Origin of the sequence: Mesorhizobium sp. M7D.F.Ca.US.004.01.2.1, from assembly GCF_003997785.1 — a bacterium.
Taxonomy (GTDB): domain Bacteria; phylum Pseudomonadota; class Alphaproteobacteria; order Rhizobiales; family Rhizobiaceae; genus Mesorhizobium; species Mesorhizobium loti.
Window position 1 is genome coordinate 91,713 of sequence record NZ_RZRQ01000002.1, and the last position, 17,451, is coordinate 109,163.

At 57.7% G+C, this 17,451-nt stretch carries 17 protein-coding genes and 1 pseudogene; 6 read left to right on the forward strand and 12 right to left on the reverse strand.

Features of this window, described 5'->3' with window-relative positions; translation table 11 throughout:
• Window positions 1-14: 14 nt before the first annotated feature.
• The 6 genes from EN993_RS01245 to EN993_RS01270 form a co-directional block, all read right to left on the reverse strand.
• On the reverse strand, window positions 15-1,235 hold the full coding sequence (locus tag EN993_RS01245; protein ID WP_127262167.1) for a glycosyltransferase: 1,221 nt from the start codon (window positions 1,233-1,235) through the stop codon (window positions 15-17).
• A gap of 325 nt (window positions 1,236-1,560) precedes the next feature.
• Window positions 1,561-1,800, reverse strand: coding sequence for a Trm112 family protein (locus EN993_RS01250; RefSeq protein ID WP_109670897.1), 240 nt, complete (start codon window positions 1,798-1,800; stop codon window positions 1,561-1,563).
• Between the two features lie 110 nt (window positions 1,801-1,910).
• Window positions 1,911-3,218, reverse strand: a complete 1,308-nt coding sequence (locus EN993_RS01255) for an O-antigen ligase family protein (protein ID WP_127262168.1) — start codon at window positions 3,216-3,218, stop codon at window positions 1,911-1,913.
• 96 nt (window positions 3,219-3,314) lie between these two features.
• A complete protein-coding gene (locus EN993_RS01260) occupies window positions 3,315-4,070 on the reverse strand; it encodes an AAA family ATPase (RefSeq protein WP_127262169.1) in 756 nt (251 codons plus the stop codon).
• Window positions 4,071-4,111: 41 nt separating this feature from the next.
• On the reverse strand, window positions 4,112-4,894 hold the full coding sequence (locus EN993_RS01265) for an FkbM family methyltransferase (protein ID WP_127262170.1): 783 nt from the start codon (window positions 4,892-4,894) through the stop codon (window positions 4,112-4,114).
• A gap of 25 nt (window positions 4,895-4,919) precedes the next feature.
• Entirely contained in the window at window positions 4,920-6,542 is a 1,623-nt protein-coding gene (locus EN993_RS01270) for a polysaccharide biosynthesis C-terminal domain-containing protein (protein ID WP_164757506.1), read from the reverse strand.
• 174 nt (window positions 6,543-6,716) lie between these two features.
• On the opposite strand from EN993_RS01270, the gene EN993_RS01275 reads away from it, so the two are divergent.
• On the forward strand, window positions 6,717-7,469 hold the full coding sequence (locus tag EN993_RS01275) for a class I SAM-dependent methyltransferase (protein WP_109670908.1): 753 nt from the start codon (window positions 6,717-6,719) through the stop codon (window positions 7,467-7,469).
• 351 nt (window positions 7,470-7,820) lie between these two features.
• Window positions 7,821-9,338: a calcium-binding protein gene (locus tag EN993_RS01280; RefSeq protein WP_127262172.1), complete on the forward strand. Its 1,518-nt coding sequence runs from the start codon at window positions 7,821-7,823 to the stop codon at window positions 9,336-9,338.
• Window positions 9,339-9,899: 561 nt separating this feature from the next.
• On the opposite strand, the pseudogene EN993_RS01290 reads toward EN993_RS01280, so the two are convergent.
• Window positions 9,900-10,159, reverse strand: a pseudogene (locus EN993_RS01290) (cbb3-type cytochrome c oxidase subunit I); the annotation flags it as partial.
• 95 nt (window positions 10,160-10,254) lie between these two features.
• Here EN993_RS01290 and EN993_RS01295 point away from each other — a divergent pair.
• Window positions 10,255-10,629 (forward strand): hypothetical protein, encoded by a 375-nt coding sequence (locus EN993_RS01295; RefSeq protein ID WP_127262173.1) that lies wholly within the window; start codon window positions 10,255-10,257, stop codon window positions 10,627-10,629.
• A gap of 223 nt (window positions 10,630-10,852) precedes the next feature.
• Here EN993_RS01295 and EN993_RS01305 read toward each other — a convergent pair whose 3' ends face one another.
• Window positions 10,853-11,089, reverse strand: a complete 237-nt coding sequence (locus EN993_RS01305; protein ID WP_127262174.1) for a hypothetical protein — start codon at window positions 11,087-11,089, stop codon at window positions 10,853-10,855.
• Window positions 11,090-11,271: 182 nt separating this feature from the next.
• Between EN993_RS01305 and EN993_RS01310 the strand changes: the two genes are divergently transcribed.
• Both EN993_RS01310 and EN993_RS37340 read left to right on the forward strand, forming a co-directional pair.
• On the forward strand, window positions 11,272-11,991 hold the full coding sequence (locus EN993_RS01310; protein WP_127262175.1) for a Crp/Fnr family transcriptional regulator: 720 nt from the start codon (window positions 11,272-11,274) through the stop codon (window positions 11,989-11,991).
• 79 nt (window positions 11,992-12,070) lie between these two features.
• On the forward strand, window positions 12,071-12,403 hold the full coding sequence (locus tag EN993_RS37340; protein ID WP_206532332.1) for a hypothetical protein: 333 nt from the start codon (window positions 12,071-12,073) through the stop codon (window positions 12,401-12,403).
• A 797-nt stretch (window positions 12,404-13,200) separates the two neighbouring features.
• On the opposite strand, the gene EN993_RS01325 is transcribed toward EN993_RS37340, so the two are convergent.
• The 4 genes from EN993_RS01325 to EN993_RS01340 form a co-directional block, all read right to left on the reverse strand.
• Entirely contained in the window at window positions 13,201-13,818 is a 618-nt protein-coding gene (locus EN993_RS01325; protein WP_127262177.1) for an NAD(P)H-dependent oxidoreductase, read from the reverse strand.
• Between the two features lie 165 nt (window positions 13,819-13,983).
• A complete protein-coding gene (locus EN993_RS01330; protein WP_127262178.1) occupies window positions 13,984-15,333 on the reverse strand; it encodes a sorbosone dehydrogenase family protein in 1,350 nt (449 codons plus the stop codon).
• Entirely contained in the window at window positions 15,330-15,713 is a 384-nt protein-coding gene (locus EN993_RS01335; RefSeq protein ID WP_127262179.1) for a DUF2231 domain-containing protein, read from the reverse strand. Before EN993_RS01335 ends, EN993_RS01330 begins: the two co-directional genes overlap by 4 nt.
• 196 nt (window positions 15,714-15,909) lie before the next feature.
• Window positions 15,910-16,368 carry an alpha-ketoglutarate-dependent dioxygenase AlkB gene (locus EN993_RS01340; protein WP_348629870.1) on the reverse strand — a complete coding sequence of 153 codons (459 nt, stop codon included), beginning with the start codon at window positions 16,366-16,368 and terminating at the stop codon, window positions 15,910-15,912.
• On the opposite strand from EN993_RS01340, the gene EN993_RS38415 reads away from it, so the two are divergent.
• Window positions 16,336-16,503: a hypothetical protein gene (locus EN993_RS38415; RefSeq protein ID WP_348629869.1), complete on the forward strand. Its 168-nt coding sequence runs from the start codon at window positions 16,336-16,338 to the stop codon at window positions 16,501-16,503. The genes EN993_RS01340 and EN993_RS38415 overlap by 33 nt on opposite strands.
• Window positions 16,504-17,451 lie beyond the last annotated feature (948 nt).

Consider the following 17,451-nt stretch of genomic DNA (forward strand, 5'->3'; position numbering starts at 1 on the left):
TATTGCGTCGCGGGTCATTGCCGCGCCTCATCCAACCGTCGGCTTGCTTCCTGCGTCATCGAGACGGCGAGGGGCGAATGTGAAGGCTTGCCAGGCGTTCGGCCATCAAGAACACTCTCGTACAGATCACAATACTGGTCGACGACGCGGGACAGCGCAAATTGCTCCCGAACAAATCCGATCGAGCGCCCTCCCATGAGCTTCGCGTGCGCGCGATCAGACAGAACTTCAATTATTCTGGATGAGAGGGCTGCCACATCGCGGGGTGGGACGAGATAGCCGTTCCACCCGTCTTCGACCACGTCGTTGCAGCCGGGCATCCTTGAGGCCACGATCGGCAATCCAGCCAAGCCAGCCTCCAGAAGGACGCGCGGGACGCCCTCGCGATACTGGGTGGGAAAGGCGAATAAGTCAGCCATACCAAGAAGTGCTGGAACATCCCGCCTCGGTCCCAGGGCGATTGCATAAGGTGCGTATCGGTCAATATCCGCTTTGGTGACGGCAAACGGGCCCTCGGATTGCCACGGGCCGACAAGCACAAAACGTGCGTTTGGCCTCTCGCGCAGGACGCGGGGCACCGCTTCAAGGAGAGTCGGGATTCCCTTCTGACGGGTCAGTCTACCGACAAAGATCACAATTTCCGCAGACTGGAGCCCAAGTTCTTCGCGCATCGCCGTCGCCGAAGGACCGCGATCCCGCGCATTGGCAAACGCATCCGCGTCGATTCCAGAACTGTGGACCAGTCGCCCCTTGCCGCGTCCGACGAGCCGGTAGCGTGCGAAGAAAGCCTGGTCGTCCCGATTTTGGAACACGGTCGCGGCTGTCCAGATGGAGGCCAGTCCCTGCAGACAGCAAAAAATCGGACGCAGGGCCAACGCCCTCGGCTCCAGCGAGGAGAATGTCCAGCCAAGCCCATTGATGGTGCGGATGACCGGAAGCTGCCCTCGTACCGCAATGGGTGTCAGAAGGTTCGGCTTGGTATCGAAACTCTGGACGATGTCCGGCCGGATTTCCAACAGCAATTTGCGTACCGCGCGCAAAGTGCCCCACTCTGCGCTGCCGCTGGCAAAGCGGTCGAAACTCAATTGGTGATGTGCAATGCCGTGAGGCGCAAATGCGGCACCATCACTGCTCGAAACCGCGGTGACCCGAAAGCCTCTTTCGCGCAGGGACAGCAGGAAGGGAATTCTCAGGAGGTGATCCTCACCTCCCACGCAAACCAGATGCGGGCTCATACCGCCCTCCCCGAACATGCACGGCATCTCCGTCGCGCAATGTTGCTGGCTTCCGGGTCTTCTTTCATGGGCCCGCTTCATCTCCTCTGCGCTCATGACGCGAAGCCAACGCTAGGAGGAGCCCTGCCCACTGTCCTCGTCTGTTCGAATGAAGCAAATCGTGTTCTGGCAACAAGCCGCCGCGGCGAACCAGGTCAGATGGCTACGCACTGTGTCAACGTGGTCCGTACTGCCGGGATGATGGCCAAGCACGGAGAGGTCCGTCGACAAAGGGGGCGATATCCTGCGGCACACCTTCCTTCATGTGCCTGCGTCCGAATGCGGCCTAAAGTTTTCGGCTTGGGGCACTGGATTTGACAACTGCGGAGGTGATCGCTCGTGCCTCCGACGCCAGCATGATCGGAATGCCATCGCGTATCGGGTAGGCAAGTCCGGCGGCTTTCGATACGAGTTCCTTATCATCTGCATCCCAGGCAAGTAAGCTCCTGGTCATTGGGCATACCAGCCAGTCCAACAGCCTGGGATTGAACGAAGTATCCTCTTTCTCCCGTCTATCGGCATCCATCTGCTATTCCTTTCCTGGCCAAGGTAAGAATGCGGGTCGCGTTGAAAGCGTTTCATGCGACGCGCTTTAGGTATCTGTTTTCATGGCATGTCGTTTTCCAAAAACTGAGGTCACTCTTGGGCGACATGCAAGATGCGAGCGCGCTTGCCGACATACAAGCCGTCTCTCGAGATTCGCGCTGCGCCTGTAATCCGTGGACTCCCCGCAAACAGGCAAATCATGAGCGCAAACCACATGATCGGATGGCGTATGATCAAGTGCGGTATGCTGAAGATGATGATCGAACCCAAAAGGGCTAGCAGGGCGTCAAATTTCGCGCGCCAAGCGGATATGGCGGAAGAAACGACAATCCACATCAACGCCAGGACTGCAATGAACCCACCTTGACTGTACAGATCAAGAAATGTGCTGTGCGCCTCGAATGGGTGTGGCAGAAATTGCTGGTTGCTGACAGGGGGGCGTTCCATGTGCGGACCAGGGCCCAGCCCCAGCGATCCCGATCGAAGGCCCTTGTCCACTGCCTCGCTCCAGAGGTAAAGGCGAAGCGCCATAGTGTCCTCGGTTGCTTGACCGCCCTTGTCCTTCGTAAGGCTCTTGGCGAACGCTTCGGCGCTGTCGAACCCGGTGACGACATAGGGGGTCATTGCCATTGCAAGCGGCAGTAAGCCGATTATGAACAAGAGGCCGATTTGGCGGGAAAGATTTGAGTTTCCACCGCCGGTCTTGAGCCACGTCCGCGTCCGCAATCCCAGGAACATCAGACCCGTCAGGATCGTGGTGTATAAGTATGTATCGCTCTTGGTCAGCCTGCCGACATAGAACGGCAGGATCAAGCCGCAGAGCCCTAAGAACCTTCCCCAGCGGTTGGTCGCGGTCGTTGCAAGGTGCAAGGCCAGAGGTCCAAAGAGCGCGCAGTAAAGTGCAAGCTGGTTTGGATTATCTGACCAACCGCAGAAGCGATCCCAGTACCACGGATTGACACCGGACTGGCTGATCCACCCCCAGCCAAGTGCCACTTGAATGGCAAGGCCAACATTGGCGATTGCGACAACCCACCAGGCACAATCGCGAAGATGGCGAGCGGCATCGGGCTCAGCAGCGGCCAGGCAGGTGACACTAGCAAGCAAGAGATAGGCTAGCAGGTCGTGCAGTAACGGGGACAGATACAGGACGGTGGTCAGGTACCCAACGATAATGCCCAGGCCCAGAGCAAGTGCCATAAGTGCCCAAAAGCCCGCGAGCTTGGCGAAGACGGGCGAGGCTTCCATGCGGCCGCCGCCAAGGATACGTCCAATCGAGAGCAGTATCCAAAGCACGAGGAATGTTTCGCCGTAACCGGTGTGCACTATGGGTACGGTGAGTTGTGTCGCGTACGACATCACCACACCGCAGGCCAAGAGCACATTTCGGACTACCATCTGCGGCGTCCAGGCGAAGGCGAGCTAAGGTCACATGATGTCGCCACTTTCGCGCGGTTGCGCCTTTTGCAAATGAGCGGACCAATTTCTCCAATGTCAGACATGATAGTGATGCGCCGTCTGATTGAAATCCGCGTCCCTTTCAGGACCAATGACGAGGGACCTCGCCTGTGCTGCGTGAAATCTTTCGCGCACTTGCTGTGCTATAACTTCGGCAGCGGTTGCGAGGCCGCTTGGATCCAAGCTTTCGACGCAAATCGTGGGAAGTCGGTGTGATTCAAGGTGCTCGACCACGAGATTGACGTGATCAATATGATCGAGACTGCTCTGTAGATCGACTTCGAGAAGCTGTTGAATGATGCCAAGGTTACGCCGGCGTTCCCGAAGGCGCGCCTCTAGAACTTCTCTCGGCGCCTGTAATCGGATGAGCAGGTCCGGTTTAGGCGCTAAGTCAAGAGCGCGCGCCAAGCTCTCACGATCGGTTATGCCGCTGAGTAAAATGAGTGAGCAGACGGATTGAACCATTCCCTGATCAAAAATTGAAATAACGTCATCGGACGCCTGAGCTATACTCCAAGCCCGGATAAGAACTTCTAGATGCCACTTCAGACGAATGGCCCACAATTCGTTCCTAGGCGGAAACATTCCAAGCATCTCCGCAGCCAGAGATCGCTGTCCAGTCCACCTCAAATACAAACTCGAAAATAACTTTAAGGCGGCTCTTTTGAGCGGATGCCGGCGATCCCCGATTTGTAATACGACGGTGTATCCCTGAATTTTCAGAAGGCGCATCAACTCAGACGCCAAGGTCGTCTTGCCGGCAGCAGAAGGCCCGAATAACTCTAGGATCATTGTTCAACCCAAACCAAGAGATAGCCCTTTCACCAGGGATATTATATCCATCTTCTGAAGCGAGTGCCTGCATTCGAGAAAGCATGTACTATTTCGCGCTCGACGGCTTGTTTTCGTCTTTTCTCGGAACCCCGCACATACAGAGAATGAAACTCCACATATGCCGCGAAGATATCACGATGTGTGCCGGAGTTGAGCACGTCGTCGAGTATGTCATACTCAGCGCCTTCAACATCGAGCTTTAGAATGACAATGTCGTATAGATCACGCTTTGCTCGAATCATCTGTGACAGTGAAAACGTTTCGACAAGATCCGGCGCAAACCTCTCTGACTGATACAGACTTCCATTGTGGTCCGCGACAATCGAGCAACCTTCGTGAGTGGGCTCCGCCCGGTCCGCGGGGGGGCCAAATAGTTCGACTTGACCGTCCCTGACGCTGGCCGCCTTGCCGATGATCTCAATATTTATTTCCCCAGTGCACAAAGCGCGAAGATACGAAAAGCAATTTTTGTTGGGTTCGATCAGGACGTAGTCATAGTGGTCTGGCGTAAAGTACTGAGAAAAGAACTTATAACCTTGGCCAATGTTCGAGCCGCAATCGATAAACAAGCCGCGACTTCGCTTTGCCACCTTTAGGCTAGTCAATGCTTGCCGTGCATCGGCCGCAACACGACGACGAAGCCATTGAAACCTAAGCGGTTCGCTTAGCGACAAGGCCGAGAGCTGAAGGAATCGTCCAAGCCCATCAGTTCGCAAAACGTCCACTGATTGCCGTGTCTTTCCGATGAACTTTGTCGTCAATCCCTCTGCGGCCATGAGCATCCATCGACTCCATTTTATTGGTTTGCTAGCGCAACTGACCCGCCATCACGGCTTCACGCACATGTCTGATCGCCCAGATTAATCCGGGATGAATCCCTAACCGGGAGCGGATGTAGATCGCTTGACAAACGCTCAGGAAAACCGCCGTCGCGCTGGTGACGATGGCTGCCCCAACAGCTCCATTCAACGCGATACCTACGATGCAACCAAGGACATTAACGAGTGCCGCGACAGACATCAGTATAGCCGCGGCGCGCTCGTGGCCTGTCATCGTCAAGAGTTGCTGCTGCGGCCCTACTGCCGCCGCGAATAGCTGTCCCACTATCAGAATCCGAGCTATCAGCGCGCCGGAGGTGAATTCACCTCCAAACGCACGCAACACCGGTTCGGTAAGCACGAGCAGTGGAAGCGCCAGCGCCACGCCGCCCGCAAAGGACAATATTGTGGCTCTTGCGAATAGTGCCTGGAGTCCCGTCAAATCCTTACGCGCGAACAGGCGCGAGATAGCCGGGGCGAAAGCGGTGCTCACCGCAACACGTGGTAGAGTGAGAAGCAACGAGATGTTCGATCCGACCCCGAATATCCCGGCCCCCTTTATGAAGCCGATTTTTCCGAGCAGCACCACAGCCGTCCGGTTCATCAGAACGTCCACGAATGTCATGATCATGATGGGAAGAAGCGAAGGCCACCAATCCTTGAAGGCATAGGTCGGCGGCGCGGCACTTAGGCCAGCGGGCCACAGGCGCCAGACGCTGACACCCGTTATGAAGGCTGCGGTGGCTGAACTGATCAGCAGCATCCACATCACCGCCGTCGCGTCCAACCGCCACGGCGTGAAATAAGCTGCGAGGCCGAGCAGGGCGAGCATAAGTCCGTCACGGACAATTCGCTCGGGCAGGAGTGCGGAAATAACACCCCCAAAGGCGCGCACGACGCCTGCGCCGGTGAGATAGATTGTGATTAGCGGAAGCGTCGCCAAGCCGATTAACACACTGATGGCAAGCTCCGGTTCCAGATGGTGAGGCCACTCCACCACGATCAGCGCGCCAACCGCCGCGATCAGAATTGCCAATATGATGCAGGCTTTGGATCCAAAACGGATGAACCCGAGGGCCATCGGAAATTGGTTCGTTGCCTCATATGCTGGCACGAACCGCAATACGGCCACGTGAAAACCGAGAGTCGAGCCATAAGACAAAAGCGTGATCCAGGCGAACACGTAGGTGTAGGTTCCAAAGCTCGCCGCGCCCACCAGACGGGCGATCGCGATCTGGGTTACGAAGGTCAACCCGGCACCCGCCGCGTAAATAAACAAGGCCCAAACGCTTGCGTGAGACAGGCGTCGGGTTAAACCATGACTGCCGGTCCCTTCTTTGGCAGCCAGCTGCTGCCCAGGTGGCTCGAAACCCCTCTTGCAGCTATCGCGTTTTAGCTCAAAGTCGTCAGTCGCCAGATCATCGAAAACGGACGTTGCCGCGATTGCGTGCTGGCGTTCCAACTGCATCGTTTCCTTCACCGATTTTCTGGATTCCTCCTCCATCCGCTTTTCCGTTCCTCCCACTTCCCGACAAAGGTCGATCGGGAATTTCCCGCGGTGCATCCGTGAGGCAAGCACGGTAACGTCAACTCCGGGCAAGTCTTCATCCATTCGATGGATGCAAAACATTGCGCGTTCTGGAAGCCTCGCTTCCGCACGTACGCCTTCGGGTTGCTGACTTCCGAGCCGCGCCCAATCGCGCGCATCGCGAGCCAACGGTAGTTTGAACCTTGGCAAAGCGGTTACGAACACCGGACAAGAGAAGACGAAAGCGAAAGTGAGCCGATGATCGAGGATTTGAAGATGGCTCGCGCCGTATCGAACGCACCCATCACTGAACCTGTCAATTACGACGACGAGGTCGCGAGCTATGAGCTTGCAACCAAACAGAAGTACCAAGATCCAAGCATTGCGAGTTGGTACCTGAAGGGGTATGAGGGCCGCTTGAAGCTCTCCAGCTTGGCATCGTACATCATCGCCCGAAGAGAGCAGCGCTGCATCGGCAAGGCGCTGGAGAGATGCAGTCCGCGTCCGTCTCGGCTGCTGGATGTCCCTTGTGGAACCGGGAAGCTGGCTCAGGTGCTGAGCCAGCAAGGTCGCGAGGTTCTCGCCGCGGACATCTCAATGGAAATGATGGTTTTGGCAAAGACCTCGTACGAAGGTCAGCCGGGTTTTCGAGGATTCATCCGGTGCGATGTGACAAAGCTTCCGTTCGCCGACGAGAGCTTTGACACGGTAGTCTGTCTCCGGCTCATCCATCTTATTCCGCCCCATCTCAGACGAGACATTATCAATGAACTGGCGCGCATTTCCAGCTATCGGCTAATCGTATCCTACGGTCTGACAACTCGTTTCCAGCGAATACGTCTGAAGCTGCGAAAGATGATTACCGGAGGGATTTCCGCACCCCATCCCGTGAGACTTGACGTTGCGCGACAGGATTTCGAAGAAGTCGGGCTCGCCCTGACGGACTCCTTCAGCGTTCTCCCACTGCTATCCTGCGAACGGCTGTTCGTCCTTGAGAAGGTAAAGGCTTGACGTGCCGGTTTGAAGGCCTTTCGATAGCGCACCGCCATCACGGCACCAGGCCGCCGGTGGTTGTTAAAGACTGATACACACTGCTTCGCCTAATGCGCCGGTGGTCCGAAGCCGAGCACCCAGGCCGTTCTCACGATAATGATCGAACCTCAACAACTGCAGACCGCACTCCGTGGCATAGGCCAGGCCTAGCGCAATCCACAGAATGGCTGATAGAGGGGGGCCGCCAGCGCATTCCTTCCCATTGATCAACGAATCTCTCAATGGGTGCATGTATGTGATTTGGCGCTAATGTATCCCTCGACTACGACGACGCAGGGGGCGGGTGCCGAATCACTTGAAGGAAAGCGCATGACAACTCTCCACTACACGTCAGGCGGATCGGGCGCCGACATCGCAACAGCCGGATTCAATCTGGCTGACGTTTCATCCGTTGACCAGCTCAACGCACTGCCGTCCGGCATGAAAGGCTTGGTCTGGCTCAACGAGGTCAACGGGGCGTCCTCGTCTTTTATCCAGAAAGTCACGCCCTTCATCGGCAATTCGAAGGTATTTGGCTTCTTCCTTGTTGACGAGCCAGACCCGACCGGCAAGTGGGGTACTTACGCCAGCGCCGCCAATCTGATGGCAGAATCCGACTGGATCCATTCACATTTGCCAGGCGCCAAGACCTATATCACGATGATGAGCTTGGGGACGTCGGCGAACCCGGATTTTTCGAATACCTACAATCCCGCCAACACGCATATCGACTACTACGGGGTGGATGCCTATCCTGTGCGAACGGGAGGCGTGGTCGACTACAACATGATCGACCGATACGTCGCTGCCGCCAACGCAGCGGGCATCCCGGTGAGCCAGATGATTCCAGGCTACCAAGCGTTTGGCGGCGGCAACTATAAAACCGACACGGGTGGCCAATATGTGGTGCCCACCGCAGCTCAAGAACAGACCATGATGGACCACTTTGCCAAGCTGGTTCCGTCACCCGCCTTCGACTACGCGTATGCTTGGGGCTCCCAGCAAGGCGATACGGCTCTTGGAGACTCGGCGGCATTAAAGGCTTTTTTCTTGCAACATAACCAAAGCGGCGCAAGCATCCCTGCGACCAGCGATGCTATGCCGTCCAGCACAGTGCCTCCGGCCAGCACGCTACCGCCGGCCAACTCTTTGCCCCCAACCAGCACCCTGCCGTCGACCGGCACCGTGCCGTCGACCAGCGATCATGTTTTCCACGGCACCGGCCGTGCCGATGTACTTTACGGCACAACGGGCGCCGACACGATGATCGGCCGTGGCTACAACGACACCTATTATGTGAACAACACCGGCGACAAGGTGGTGGAACTGCAAGGCAGTGGCAACGATACCGTACGGGCATCGGTGAGCTATGCGCTTTCGGCCGGCTCGGAGATCGAGCATCTCGCGACCACAAGCCGGTCCGGCACCACCGCCATCAATCTCACGGGAAATGAATTCTCTCAAACCATCGAGGGCAATGCTGGCAACAATGTCATCAAAGGCGGGGGCGGGCGAGATGTCCTGACCGGAGGTGGGGGCAAGGATGTCTTCATCTTCCATTCTGCCCTCAAGGCCGGCAACGTCGACAAGATTACCGACTTCGATGTGACCCAGGACAAGATCCACCTCGACCATACCGTGTTTGCAGGGCTTCACGTCGGCACGCTTCCCTCCGCAGCGTTCCACACCGGAAGGAGTGCACATGCTACCACCGACCACATTGTCTACAACAGTTTGACCGGCGCACTCTCCTTCGACAGCGACGGCTCGCACGGCGCACATCAGATTCAGTTCGCCACTCTTTCTCCGCACTTGTCATTGTCGGCGTCTTCTTTCATCGTAACGTAAGCTTGGGAAAACGTCCGGGCCTCATCAAAGGCCCGACGGTATCATTCGTTGACCATTGGTCACCGAAATCCGAATATCTTTATCTAGACCTTGGAACCAGACCATCGAGTTTGGCGTCAAACACCGGGTTCGACAACGAAGTCCACAGCATCAAGCTGTGCTTGAACTATAAATTCGATTGGTCACATGGCCTGCCTTCAAGCGGCAGCGACAGCGACATGCTTGGTGGGTGGTGGCGATGGCACGCTTGGGAGCGCGGCGTCGACGCTCGCCGGGCCAAGGTAGCGATGGGCGTCCTACCGCCAAGCACACGAAACCACTTCGCCAAGGATCTGGTCTGCCGATCTAACTCGATGCGGCTATGGATGCGATCGTGGCGAACAAGCCTGTGGCAGTTGATGTCGCTGAGGTGAACGATCGCGTTTTTCTCAACAACTCATCGATTGGCATCTATCCCTTTTTTGTTGCAAAACGCTGTTGAGCAGGAGCGGCGCGGGTTTGGAAAACTTGCAGCCATTGTTCCGGCTCTTGCAAGAACGGTGAGGTCTGCATCCCGTGGCGCAGCGTCAGGCTCCAGTTGAACACCTTGATCGCCGAGGGAAATGGCGACGCAGAACGACAGGAACGAGAATAGCACGCCGGCATAGGCTTGACTGGCCGGAGACGAACATGTGGTGGCCCCATACCAGGAAGCCGAACACGGCGATTGCCATTGAGGACAGGGCGACGGCCTTATAGCCGAACAGCGGCCGCCGGCTGAAACAGGGCAGCACCTCGGAGACCACTCCCATGCCGGGCAGGATCATGATGTAGATGGCAGGCAGTACGTCGTCATAGCTCTGGCGGCCATCATTTCATGGAGACGAAAGTTGGCGATGATGTCATCGCTTACGCGCTGCCAAAAAGCTGATGTCCAATGGCGCGCGATCCCTCCATCCTGATTGTCGGAGCCGGCCCGACAGGCCTGAAATGGCTAGGCGCGGCGTTGTATCCTGGATCATCGACCGCAAGGACGGACCGACACCGCTCGCCAAGGCGATCGATATTCTGGAAACCCAGCGACGTCGCCGCCAGGCTGCTGGCCAATGGCCTGAAAATCGGCGGAGCCTGTTTTCACGCCAACGGCCAATCCCTCGGACGGATTGATTTCTCGGTTCTGCCTCGTCGTTACAATTTTCTGCTGTCGCTGCCGCAGAGGGACACAGAAACCGTAATGGCCGCGCGGTTGGCGGAATTTGGGATCTGCGGTCGGATGGCGCAATACGCGGATTGGCCTGCGGGAAACCGGTGACGCTTCCGCAGCGCGGATCGACACACCCCACGGCCAAAGCGAAGAAAGTTTCGACTATGTCTTCGGAGCCGATGGCGCGCAAAGCGCGGTGCGCCAAGCCATGGCCGTGGAGTTCGAAGGATATACGCATCGCAGGCAATGGAGCATCGCCGATGCCGACATCGACGAATGGCCATACGAACTAGCCGCCACGCATTCCTGCATCGTTGTATTGATGAGGCTGTCAGGCGGTCCAGGCCGCGTTGAGGGTGAGAGACGCCTCGAACACCCGCGTCCCACCCTTCTCACGCATTTTAAGGGTTATCTTGACGAGATCGCGATCCGGCATTTCATCGCGAGCAATGTCATGCAAGATGCGAACTGCTTCCGCTCTTGCCTGCTCTGGGGATTCGAACAGCTGGCCAACCTCGTCCGAGACCAGGCCGTCGCCGTTATAAAGATCGAAATAGTAACGTTTCATTCATGGAAGCCTCAGCGTTCTAAATACATCGACATGCGAATGGTTCCCCGTGCGCACTAGCATTTGCACGAAAACTGGCGCAGCCTGTCAAATGGTAGCTTTTGTCATCTTCCGATGGTCTAGGGTTCGGCTTCCCGACACACAGGCGATCGGCTTCCCACTTCGATCGCCCCGAGGCCGCCATGCTGGAACCCCTTTATCTGCAACTTGGTCAGCATGACGATCTATCGAACGAAGAGAAGGCTGTGCTCGCCGAGACGGTCACCTTTGGAAGAGATTTTGAAAAGGGCCAGGACCTCGTCTCGACAGGATCGCGGCCAGCCTACAGCACGATGCTGCTCGACGGCCTGGCGGCACGCTACAAAGTGCTCGAGGATGGTGGCCGGCAGTTCACCTCCTTGCAGGTGCCTGGCGACTTCGTCGACCTCCACGCCTTCCTGCTCCGGACGATGGACCACGGCATCGTTGCGCTCTCGCCTTGCCGTGTCATGTTCGCGGACCATAGCAAATTGAGGACAATTACCGAACGGGCGCCGCACCTGACCCGCCTGTTGTGGCTCGACACACTGGTCGATGGCGCCATTCACCGCGAATGGATCGTGGCAATGGGCAGGCGCTCCAAGACTTCGCATCTCGCCCATCTCATATGCGAACTCTTCGTTCGCCTGCAGGTGGTCAAGCGCACCAGCGGCATGAGCTTCGACCTGCCCCTTTCGCAAGCGGAGATGGCCGATGTGCTGGGTCTGTCGGTTGTGCATATGAACCGGGTGATCGGATCCCTGAAAAAGACCAAGGTCATCACCTGGGTGAACCACACGGTTACCATTCTGGATTGGGATCAGCTTGCAGAGCTTGCCGAGTTCGATCCTACCTATCTAAGCATGAACAACGAACCCAGGTGAGCGACTTGCTTCAAGTCGCCGCGCTGCTTGCCTCGTCTAATGGTGCCCACTGACAGGCAACGTTGCGGGACGTATCGGCATGTCCTCCAAGCTCACCATATGTGGAACCGGCCTGCTAAAGGCGCACAATGGCCGCAAGTTTCAAACGCCTGCGCTGGCCTTCCGCATAGGCAAGGGCGATGGACTCGAGCTCGAACTGACGGCAAACCTGTTGGTCGTCTCCGACCACGCGGACGAACCATTCGCCATACGCTTCGACGACCTCAATGCGCGGCTCAACGGCGGCGCCGCTGGGTTCGAACTCTTCGTAGTTTTCGCGTTGGGGATGGGCCACGCCTTCCTCCTGATCTGGCGAGAACATCAGCGTCCCATCGAACGAAGGTCCGGTCATTTAAATTTGATGGACCTGTAGTCTGCCGAATGTGCCGTGCTCCGTCCTCACGGCGGCGACTTTTGGCAGTCCTTCGCCTTCATCCTGGAACCAACCCCTTTTTGATGAAGTTCGACCCGGTGAAGGGACGAATTTCTCAGGGAGATTTTCGTATGAAACAGTTCCCATCACCAGCATGCTGTTGATCGGGCTTGGCTGTTGATCGGGCTTGGCTGTGGAACGGCAATGGCTCAACAACAGTCGGAAAGCCAGCGGGGAGCAGATACAAACTGCGCCGCCGGGGCGGCTACCCGCAAGACCGGGGCCAAGGCCGGTGAGTAGGCCCAAGGCAAGCCCGGCGCTACCATGGTCCAGCAGGCCCAAGGCAAGACTCTACGCAGCATAAGACTTCGACCGCTTCGATCAACAATGTGACGGTCGAACAGAAAACCCAAATCACCCAGATGATCAAAGAGACGAAAGTCGAGCCCGTAGCCAATGTCGATTTCGAGGTTTCCGTAGGCATCGAGGTGCCGCGTCACAAGATCAGGCTGCATCGCTTGCGGGCTCGCATCGTCAAGATTGTCCCAGCTTATGAGACATAGGAGTATTTCGTGCTCGCCGACGGCCGGATCGTCATCGTCGACCCGGATACATTTAGATCGTGCTCATTTTGATCTAGCATGATACCCGCAGCCCGTCTTGCCCGCAACATGAAGGGCTGGGTTATTGCCATCCGGCGATCACGGGCAATCACCGATGAAAGGACGAGCCGGCGTGGCTTTCGGTTGGAGCATTCGGGCGTTTGGGATACAGAGGGCCAACACCCAGACCGACCTTCACCGCAAGACGCCAGGATAGGCATCGCCTTTCAACAAGCCAGCGAGATGGGCAGCGTTGGAAGCAGCCATTTCGATCGCGGCGGCAACCTTTTCCGGCGTTTCAGGCAGGTCGACATAATTGACATCGCCCATGGCCTCGCCGACCCAGTAGATTCCACTGTTGGCGGGAATGGTGAAGCCGACATCGTTCAGGGCTTGGAAGCATGCAGCGTGGCAGTGATGCGCCCCATCCTCATTGCCGACAATGGCCACCAGAGCAACCTTTCCGGCCGCCGGCATGCGCCCTTGGCCATCGGTTTCGTCCAAGAACGCATCCATGCGCTCCAGCACGCGCTTGGCAACGCTCGAGGGCTGACCGAGCCAGATCGGCAACCCCAGCACGAAAATATCGGCTGCCAGAATCTTCCGCCTGAGTTTCGGCCAGTCGTCGCCCTTGCCCATGTCTGAAAGCACACCGGCCTTGATATCATGATCGAGCGAACGCACGATCTCGCCCTTGACCCCATGCGGTACCAGCGCCGCCAGAAGGTCGGCAAGCAGGCGGTCGGTGGAGGATTTCTCCTTGTCGTCGGAGGCTTTGAGAGAGCAATTGAGGGCGAAGGCTGTCAGCTGCATTTGAACGTCCTTGACTGTTTCGAGGGCCCCCCGATCAATCGGCGTTGTTGCCTTCGCGACGGGATCACATGGCAGTCAACGCCATCTTGAAAGACTTGTTCCGGAAGAGAAAGGCAGCGGGCTCGGTGCTGTTTCTCGCGGCACGCCTTATACGAGAAGAAATATCTACCGGGATGCGGACGTCACGCGCCAGACTGTGTTTCCGACATCGTCCGCTATCAACAGCGCCCCCGCCTTGTCGACGGCAACTCCGACGGGCCGCCCATGCGCCTTGTTGTCGTTGTCGAGAAAACCGGTGACGACATCCTGCGGCTTGCCCTGCGGATGGCCGTCCTTGAACGCTACGAAGACGACTTTGTAGCCATTGAAGTGCTTGCGGTTCCAGCTGCCATGCTCGCCGACAAAGGCGCCGTTGCGATAGGGGTCCGGCAGGTCGGTTCCGGTGTAGAACACCAGGCCCAAAGGTGCGACATGGGAACTCAGGGCATAGTCCGGAGGGATAGCTTTCGCCACCAGATCCGGCCTCTGCGGCATCACGCGCGGATCGACATGCTGGCCGTAATAGCTGTAGGGCCAGCCATAGAACGCACCGTCCTTGACCGATGTCATGTAATCGGGAACCAGATTGGGACCAAGCTCGTCACGCTCGTTGATGACCGCCCACAGCGCCCCGCTCCGCGGCTCCCAGCTCAGCCCGTTGGGATTGCGCAGCCCGCTCGCGAAAATGCGATAGCGCCCGGTGGCCCGGTCGACCTCCCAGATCGCGGCCCGGTCCTTCTCGGCCTGGATGCCGTTCTCGGTGATATTGCTGTTGGAGCCGATCCCGACATAAAGCAGCGACCCGTCAGGACTGGCGACAAGGGATTTGGTCCAATGGTGGTCGATCGGCCCACCAGGCAACGGTGTGAGTACGGTGCCGGGGGCGGTGATCTTGGTGTCGCCCGTGGTGTAGGGGTAACGCACGATGGCGTCGGTGTTGGCGACGTAGAGATCGTCGCCGACCAGGGCCACGCCGAAGGGCGAATTGAGATGATCGAGGAATATGTCCTGGACATCGGGCATGCCATCGCCGTTCGTGTCGCGCAGCAAGGTGACGCGGTTGCTTCCTTCATTGCCCCCGCCCGAAGTCGCCATGGACTCGATCCAGCCCATGATCAGGTCTTTCGGACGCTTGATCGCAGCACCGGGCGGCGCCACGGACTCGACCACGAGAATGTCTCCGTTCGGAAGTGTGTAGAGCGAGCGCGGATGCTTCAGTCCTTTCGCGAAGGCTTTGATCTGCAGGCCCTTGGCGACCGTCGGCGTCTCATCCTGTTTCCACCCGATGATCGAAGCGACGTGCATCGGCGGAATAAGATACTGAGCCAATTCAGGCAGTGTCGGGTTCGCTCCGACCTGATCACCTGCACCCGGCTCATTATTGCTGCACGCCGGCAGTGTGAGGAGCAATCCGCACAGCAGACCGAGACCAGCCGCGCGTTGGACATATCGGCTGGAAAACACCGTGGCGCTCATTCGACCACCTCCACTCGATTGCGGCCGGAACTCCATCCCAGCACACACACGAGGAGCAGGACGATCACGGTCGCGACTGACAGGGTGAGCCCTGTCGGCATTACCGAGGTCCAGGCATCGCGGCTATGCACCAGCGCGTTGAAGAACGCTATGACGAGCACGACGAGGGTGCCGAGAAGTGAGGGCCACGCAGACCTTGCCGCACCGGAAAGTCGACCGGTGAACAAATCGACAAGGGCCGCTAGAGCCGCAAGCACGCCCACGACCAGGCCGGCGAAGAGCAACCAGGCGGAAAAATCCGCCCACATCATTTCCGCGCTTCGCCAATAGGTCACATCGGTCATCAGCGTGCCGATGAAACACGCATTGGCTACTGCCATCGGCGTTTTATAGAACGGGCCGCTTGGCCACCACCGAGTTGGATTGCATCCTGGCCATGGAATCTCCACCTCTGAAAGCTGGACCTGTCTTCCAAACCATCTTGGGGTTGGGAGGTTCCCCAGGACGGTTTGCGATCAAGAACTCGTGAAAGCATCGCAATACGATTTCAAAGCTCAGCAAGAGCGCAAGCGATGTTCAATTTCGAGACCGCAAAGTCCGCAAGGTGATCGAGTATCGATGCAGGTCAACCGGCGGAATGCTGTGCTCCCATTCCGTGCGCGATGGTCCGGTCATCAGATAGGCCGACCTTGGCTCGACGACGATCGTCCGGCGATCCCATTTGGCGCCGCTCTTTCGGCGGAACCGGAAGATGCAAGGCGCCAGCAACGAGACGCCGACTACATCTTCGAAATGAGGCTTGTCTTGATGCCAGCCAATGCCAGCGCCGGGTCGGTATTCGTTGATCAATACCTGCGCGAAGGCCTCGGCGGGCCGGCTCGCAAAGGCCGCAACCTTCACGCGTAGGGGTAGCGGAAAGTCGGGTATCGGCGGCGCCTCAAGGACCTCGCGTCTGTCATAGTCATAGCGCAGGCCTAAACCGACGACGCGCCGGTTTGCCAGATGGCCATGGAAATCGAACGCCTCGAAGGGCAGGCCTTCGAGATGCCGGGCGAGTTCCGCTTCTTCCTATGGTGTTATCAATTCCGACTGATAGACGAAGCCTTCGGGCAGATCGTCGCCGGCGCCGAAGAGATCGCGCTGGCGCAGGGTTGCGCCGGATTTTTTTGATTTGAGCGTCGACATCATGGCTAGATGGTGAAGGCCAGCCCATCAGGCAATGTCAGGAACCGAGCCACGTTTCGTCGCGAATCCTGCAACGAAGTTCGTGGCCCCAACTCTATGCCCGGCCTCCAACCTCGGAACCCGAAGTCACGAAGTAAGTTTGCTCCCGGTGCAGGAATTCCGGATCAGCCTTGCGAATACCGAGCAGGCAAAGGCGCAGGCTGCCGCCCTGTACGAGTATAATGTAGAAACCACCGAAATGGATGACCGGGCGCCGATCGGAGCCGAGTTATGCGATGCGTCCGGAAAGATATTGGGCGGCCTTTGGGACGGACGGAACTCGGGCTTTTGTTTCTCGATATGTTTTTCCTGCCCCAGCATCTGCGTAGACGGTCGCTCGGCGTGCGCCTTTTGGCCCAGGTCGAGGAGGGAGCGAGACGACGCGAGTGCAAGGGAGCTGTCGTGGAAACGAGCAGCTTCCAGACGCGCCAGTCCTACAGCCAAAGTTATGGGGAATAAGCTCGGGTCGATTTCGGAGTTGAGCAATACGCCAGGATCTTTCATCGAAAGACTTGGACGTAAACGTCAGCTAGCCGTTGCGGTCAGGTGAGCCGAGATTGGCCAACCTTGGGCGCGCGATCCGGTTAACGGCTTGCCCCTCCACCAAACGCCATTCGGAATCCAAGCCCAACGATGAAGAGACCGGCTATACGTTGTTGTCAAAGTCTCACCCGTGGCCGTGATATGATCCAGGAAGCGATGCTTCCCGTGGATTTGTCCCAAAGAATGATTGGGATAGCAGGAGCATGGCCAGTGACAGAGCGCAGCGGCAGTCGAAAAGCATGCCCAGAACTGTCTGCGATACCGATCCTGGAACTCCTTTTTGCTCAAGCGAGGGGTTGGCATTCCCTTGCGAGGCTTGACGGTACGAGTGTCGATACGCTTTGCCATGCA

Bases quoted from the DNA above. Each gene is read 5' to 3' on its own strand.
- EN993_RS01270 (WP_164757506.1), bottom strand. From the start codon at position 6,542: ATGGATGAAGACTTGCCCGGAGTTGACGTTACCGTGCTTGCCTCACGG.
- EN993_RS01295 (WP_127262173.1), top strand. From the start codon at position 10,255: ATGGCGCGCGATCCCTCCATCCTGATTGTCGGAGCCGGCCCGACAGGC.
- EN993_RS01310 (WP_127262175.1), top strand. From the start codon at position 11,272: ATGCTGGAACCCCTTTATCTGCAACTTGGTCAGCATGACGATCTATCG.
- EN993_RS01280 (WP_127262172.1), top strand. From the start codon at position 7,821: ATGACAACTCTCCACTACACGTCAGGCGGATCGGGCGCCGACATCGCA.
- EN993_RS01275 (WP_109670908.1), top strand. From the start codon at position 6,717: ATGATCGAGGATTTGAAGATGGCTCGCGCCGTATCGAACGCACCCATC.
- EN993_RS37340 (WP_206532332.1), top strand. From the start codon at position 12,071: ATGTCCTCCAAGCTCACCATATGTGGAACCGGCCTGCTAAAGGCGCAC.
- EN993_RS38415 (WP_348629869.1), top strand. From the start codon at position 16,336: ATGGCCATGGAAATCGAACGCCTCGAAGGGCAGGCCTTCGAGATGCCG.
- EN993_RS01335 (WP_127262179.1), bottom strand. From the start codon at position 15,713: ATGGCAGTAGCCAATGCGTGTTTCATCGGCACGCTGATGACCGATGTG.
- EN993_RS01325 (WP_127262177.1), bottom strand. From the start codon at position 13,818: ATGCAGCTGACAGCCTTCGCCCTCAATTGCTCTCTCAAAGCCTCCGAC.
- EN993_RS01245 (WP_127262167.1), bottom strand. From the start codon at position 1,235: ATGAGCCCGCATCTGGTTTGCGTGGGAGGTGAGGATCACCTCCTGAGA.
- EN993_RS01265 (WP_127262170.1), bottom strand. From the start codon at position 4,894: ATGCTCATGGCCGCAGAGGGATTGACGACAAAGTTCATCGGAAAGACA.
- EN993_RS01305 (WP_127262174.1), bottom strand. From the start codon at position 11,089: ATGAAACGTTACTATTTCGATCTTTATAACGGCGACGGCCTGGTCTCG.
- EN993_RS01255 (WP_127262168.1), bottom strand. From the start codon at position 3,218: ATGGTAGTCCGAAATGTGCTCTTGGCCTGCGGTGTGGTGATGTCGTAC.
- EN993_RS01260 (WP_127262169.1), bottom strand. From the start codon at position 4,070: ATGATCCTAGAGTTATTCGGGCCTTCTGCTGCCGGCAAGACGACCTTG.
- EN993_RS01330 (WP_127262178.1), bottom strand. From the start codon at position 15,333: ATGAGCGCCACGGTGTTTTCCAGCCGATATGTCCAACGCGCGGCTGGT.
- EN993_RS01250 (WP_109670897.1), bottom strand. From the start codon at position 1,800: ATGGATGCCGATAGACGGGAGAAAGAGGATACTTCGTTCAATCCCAGG.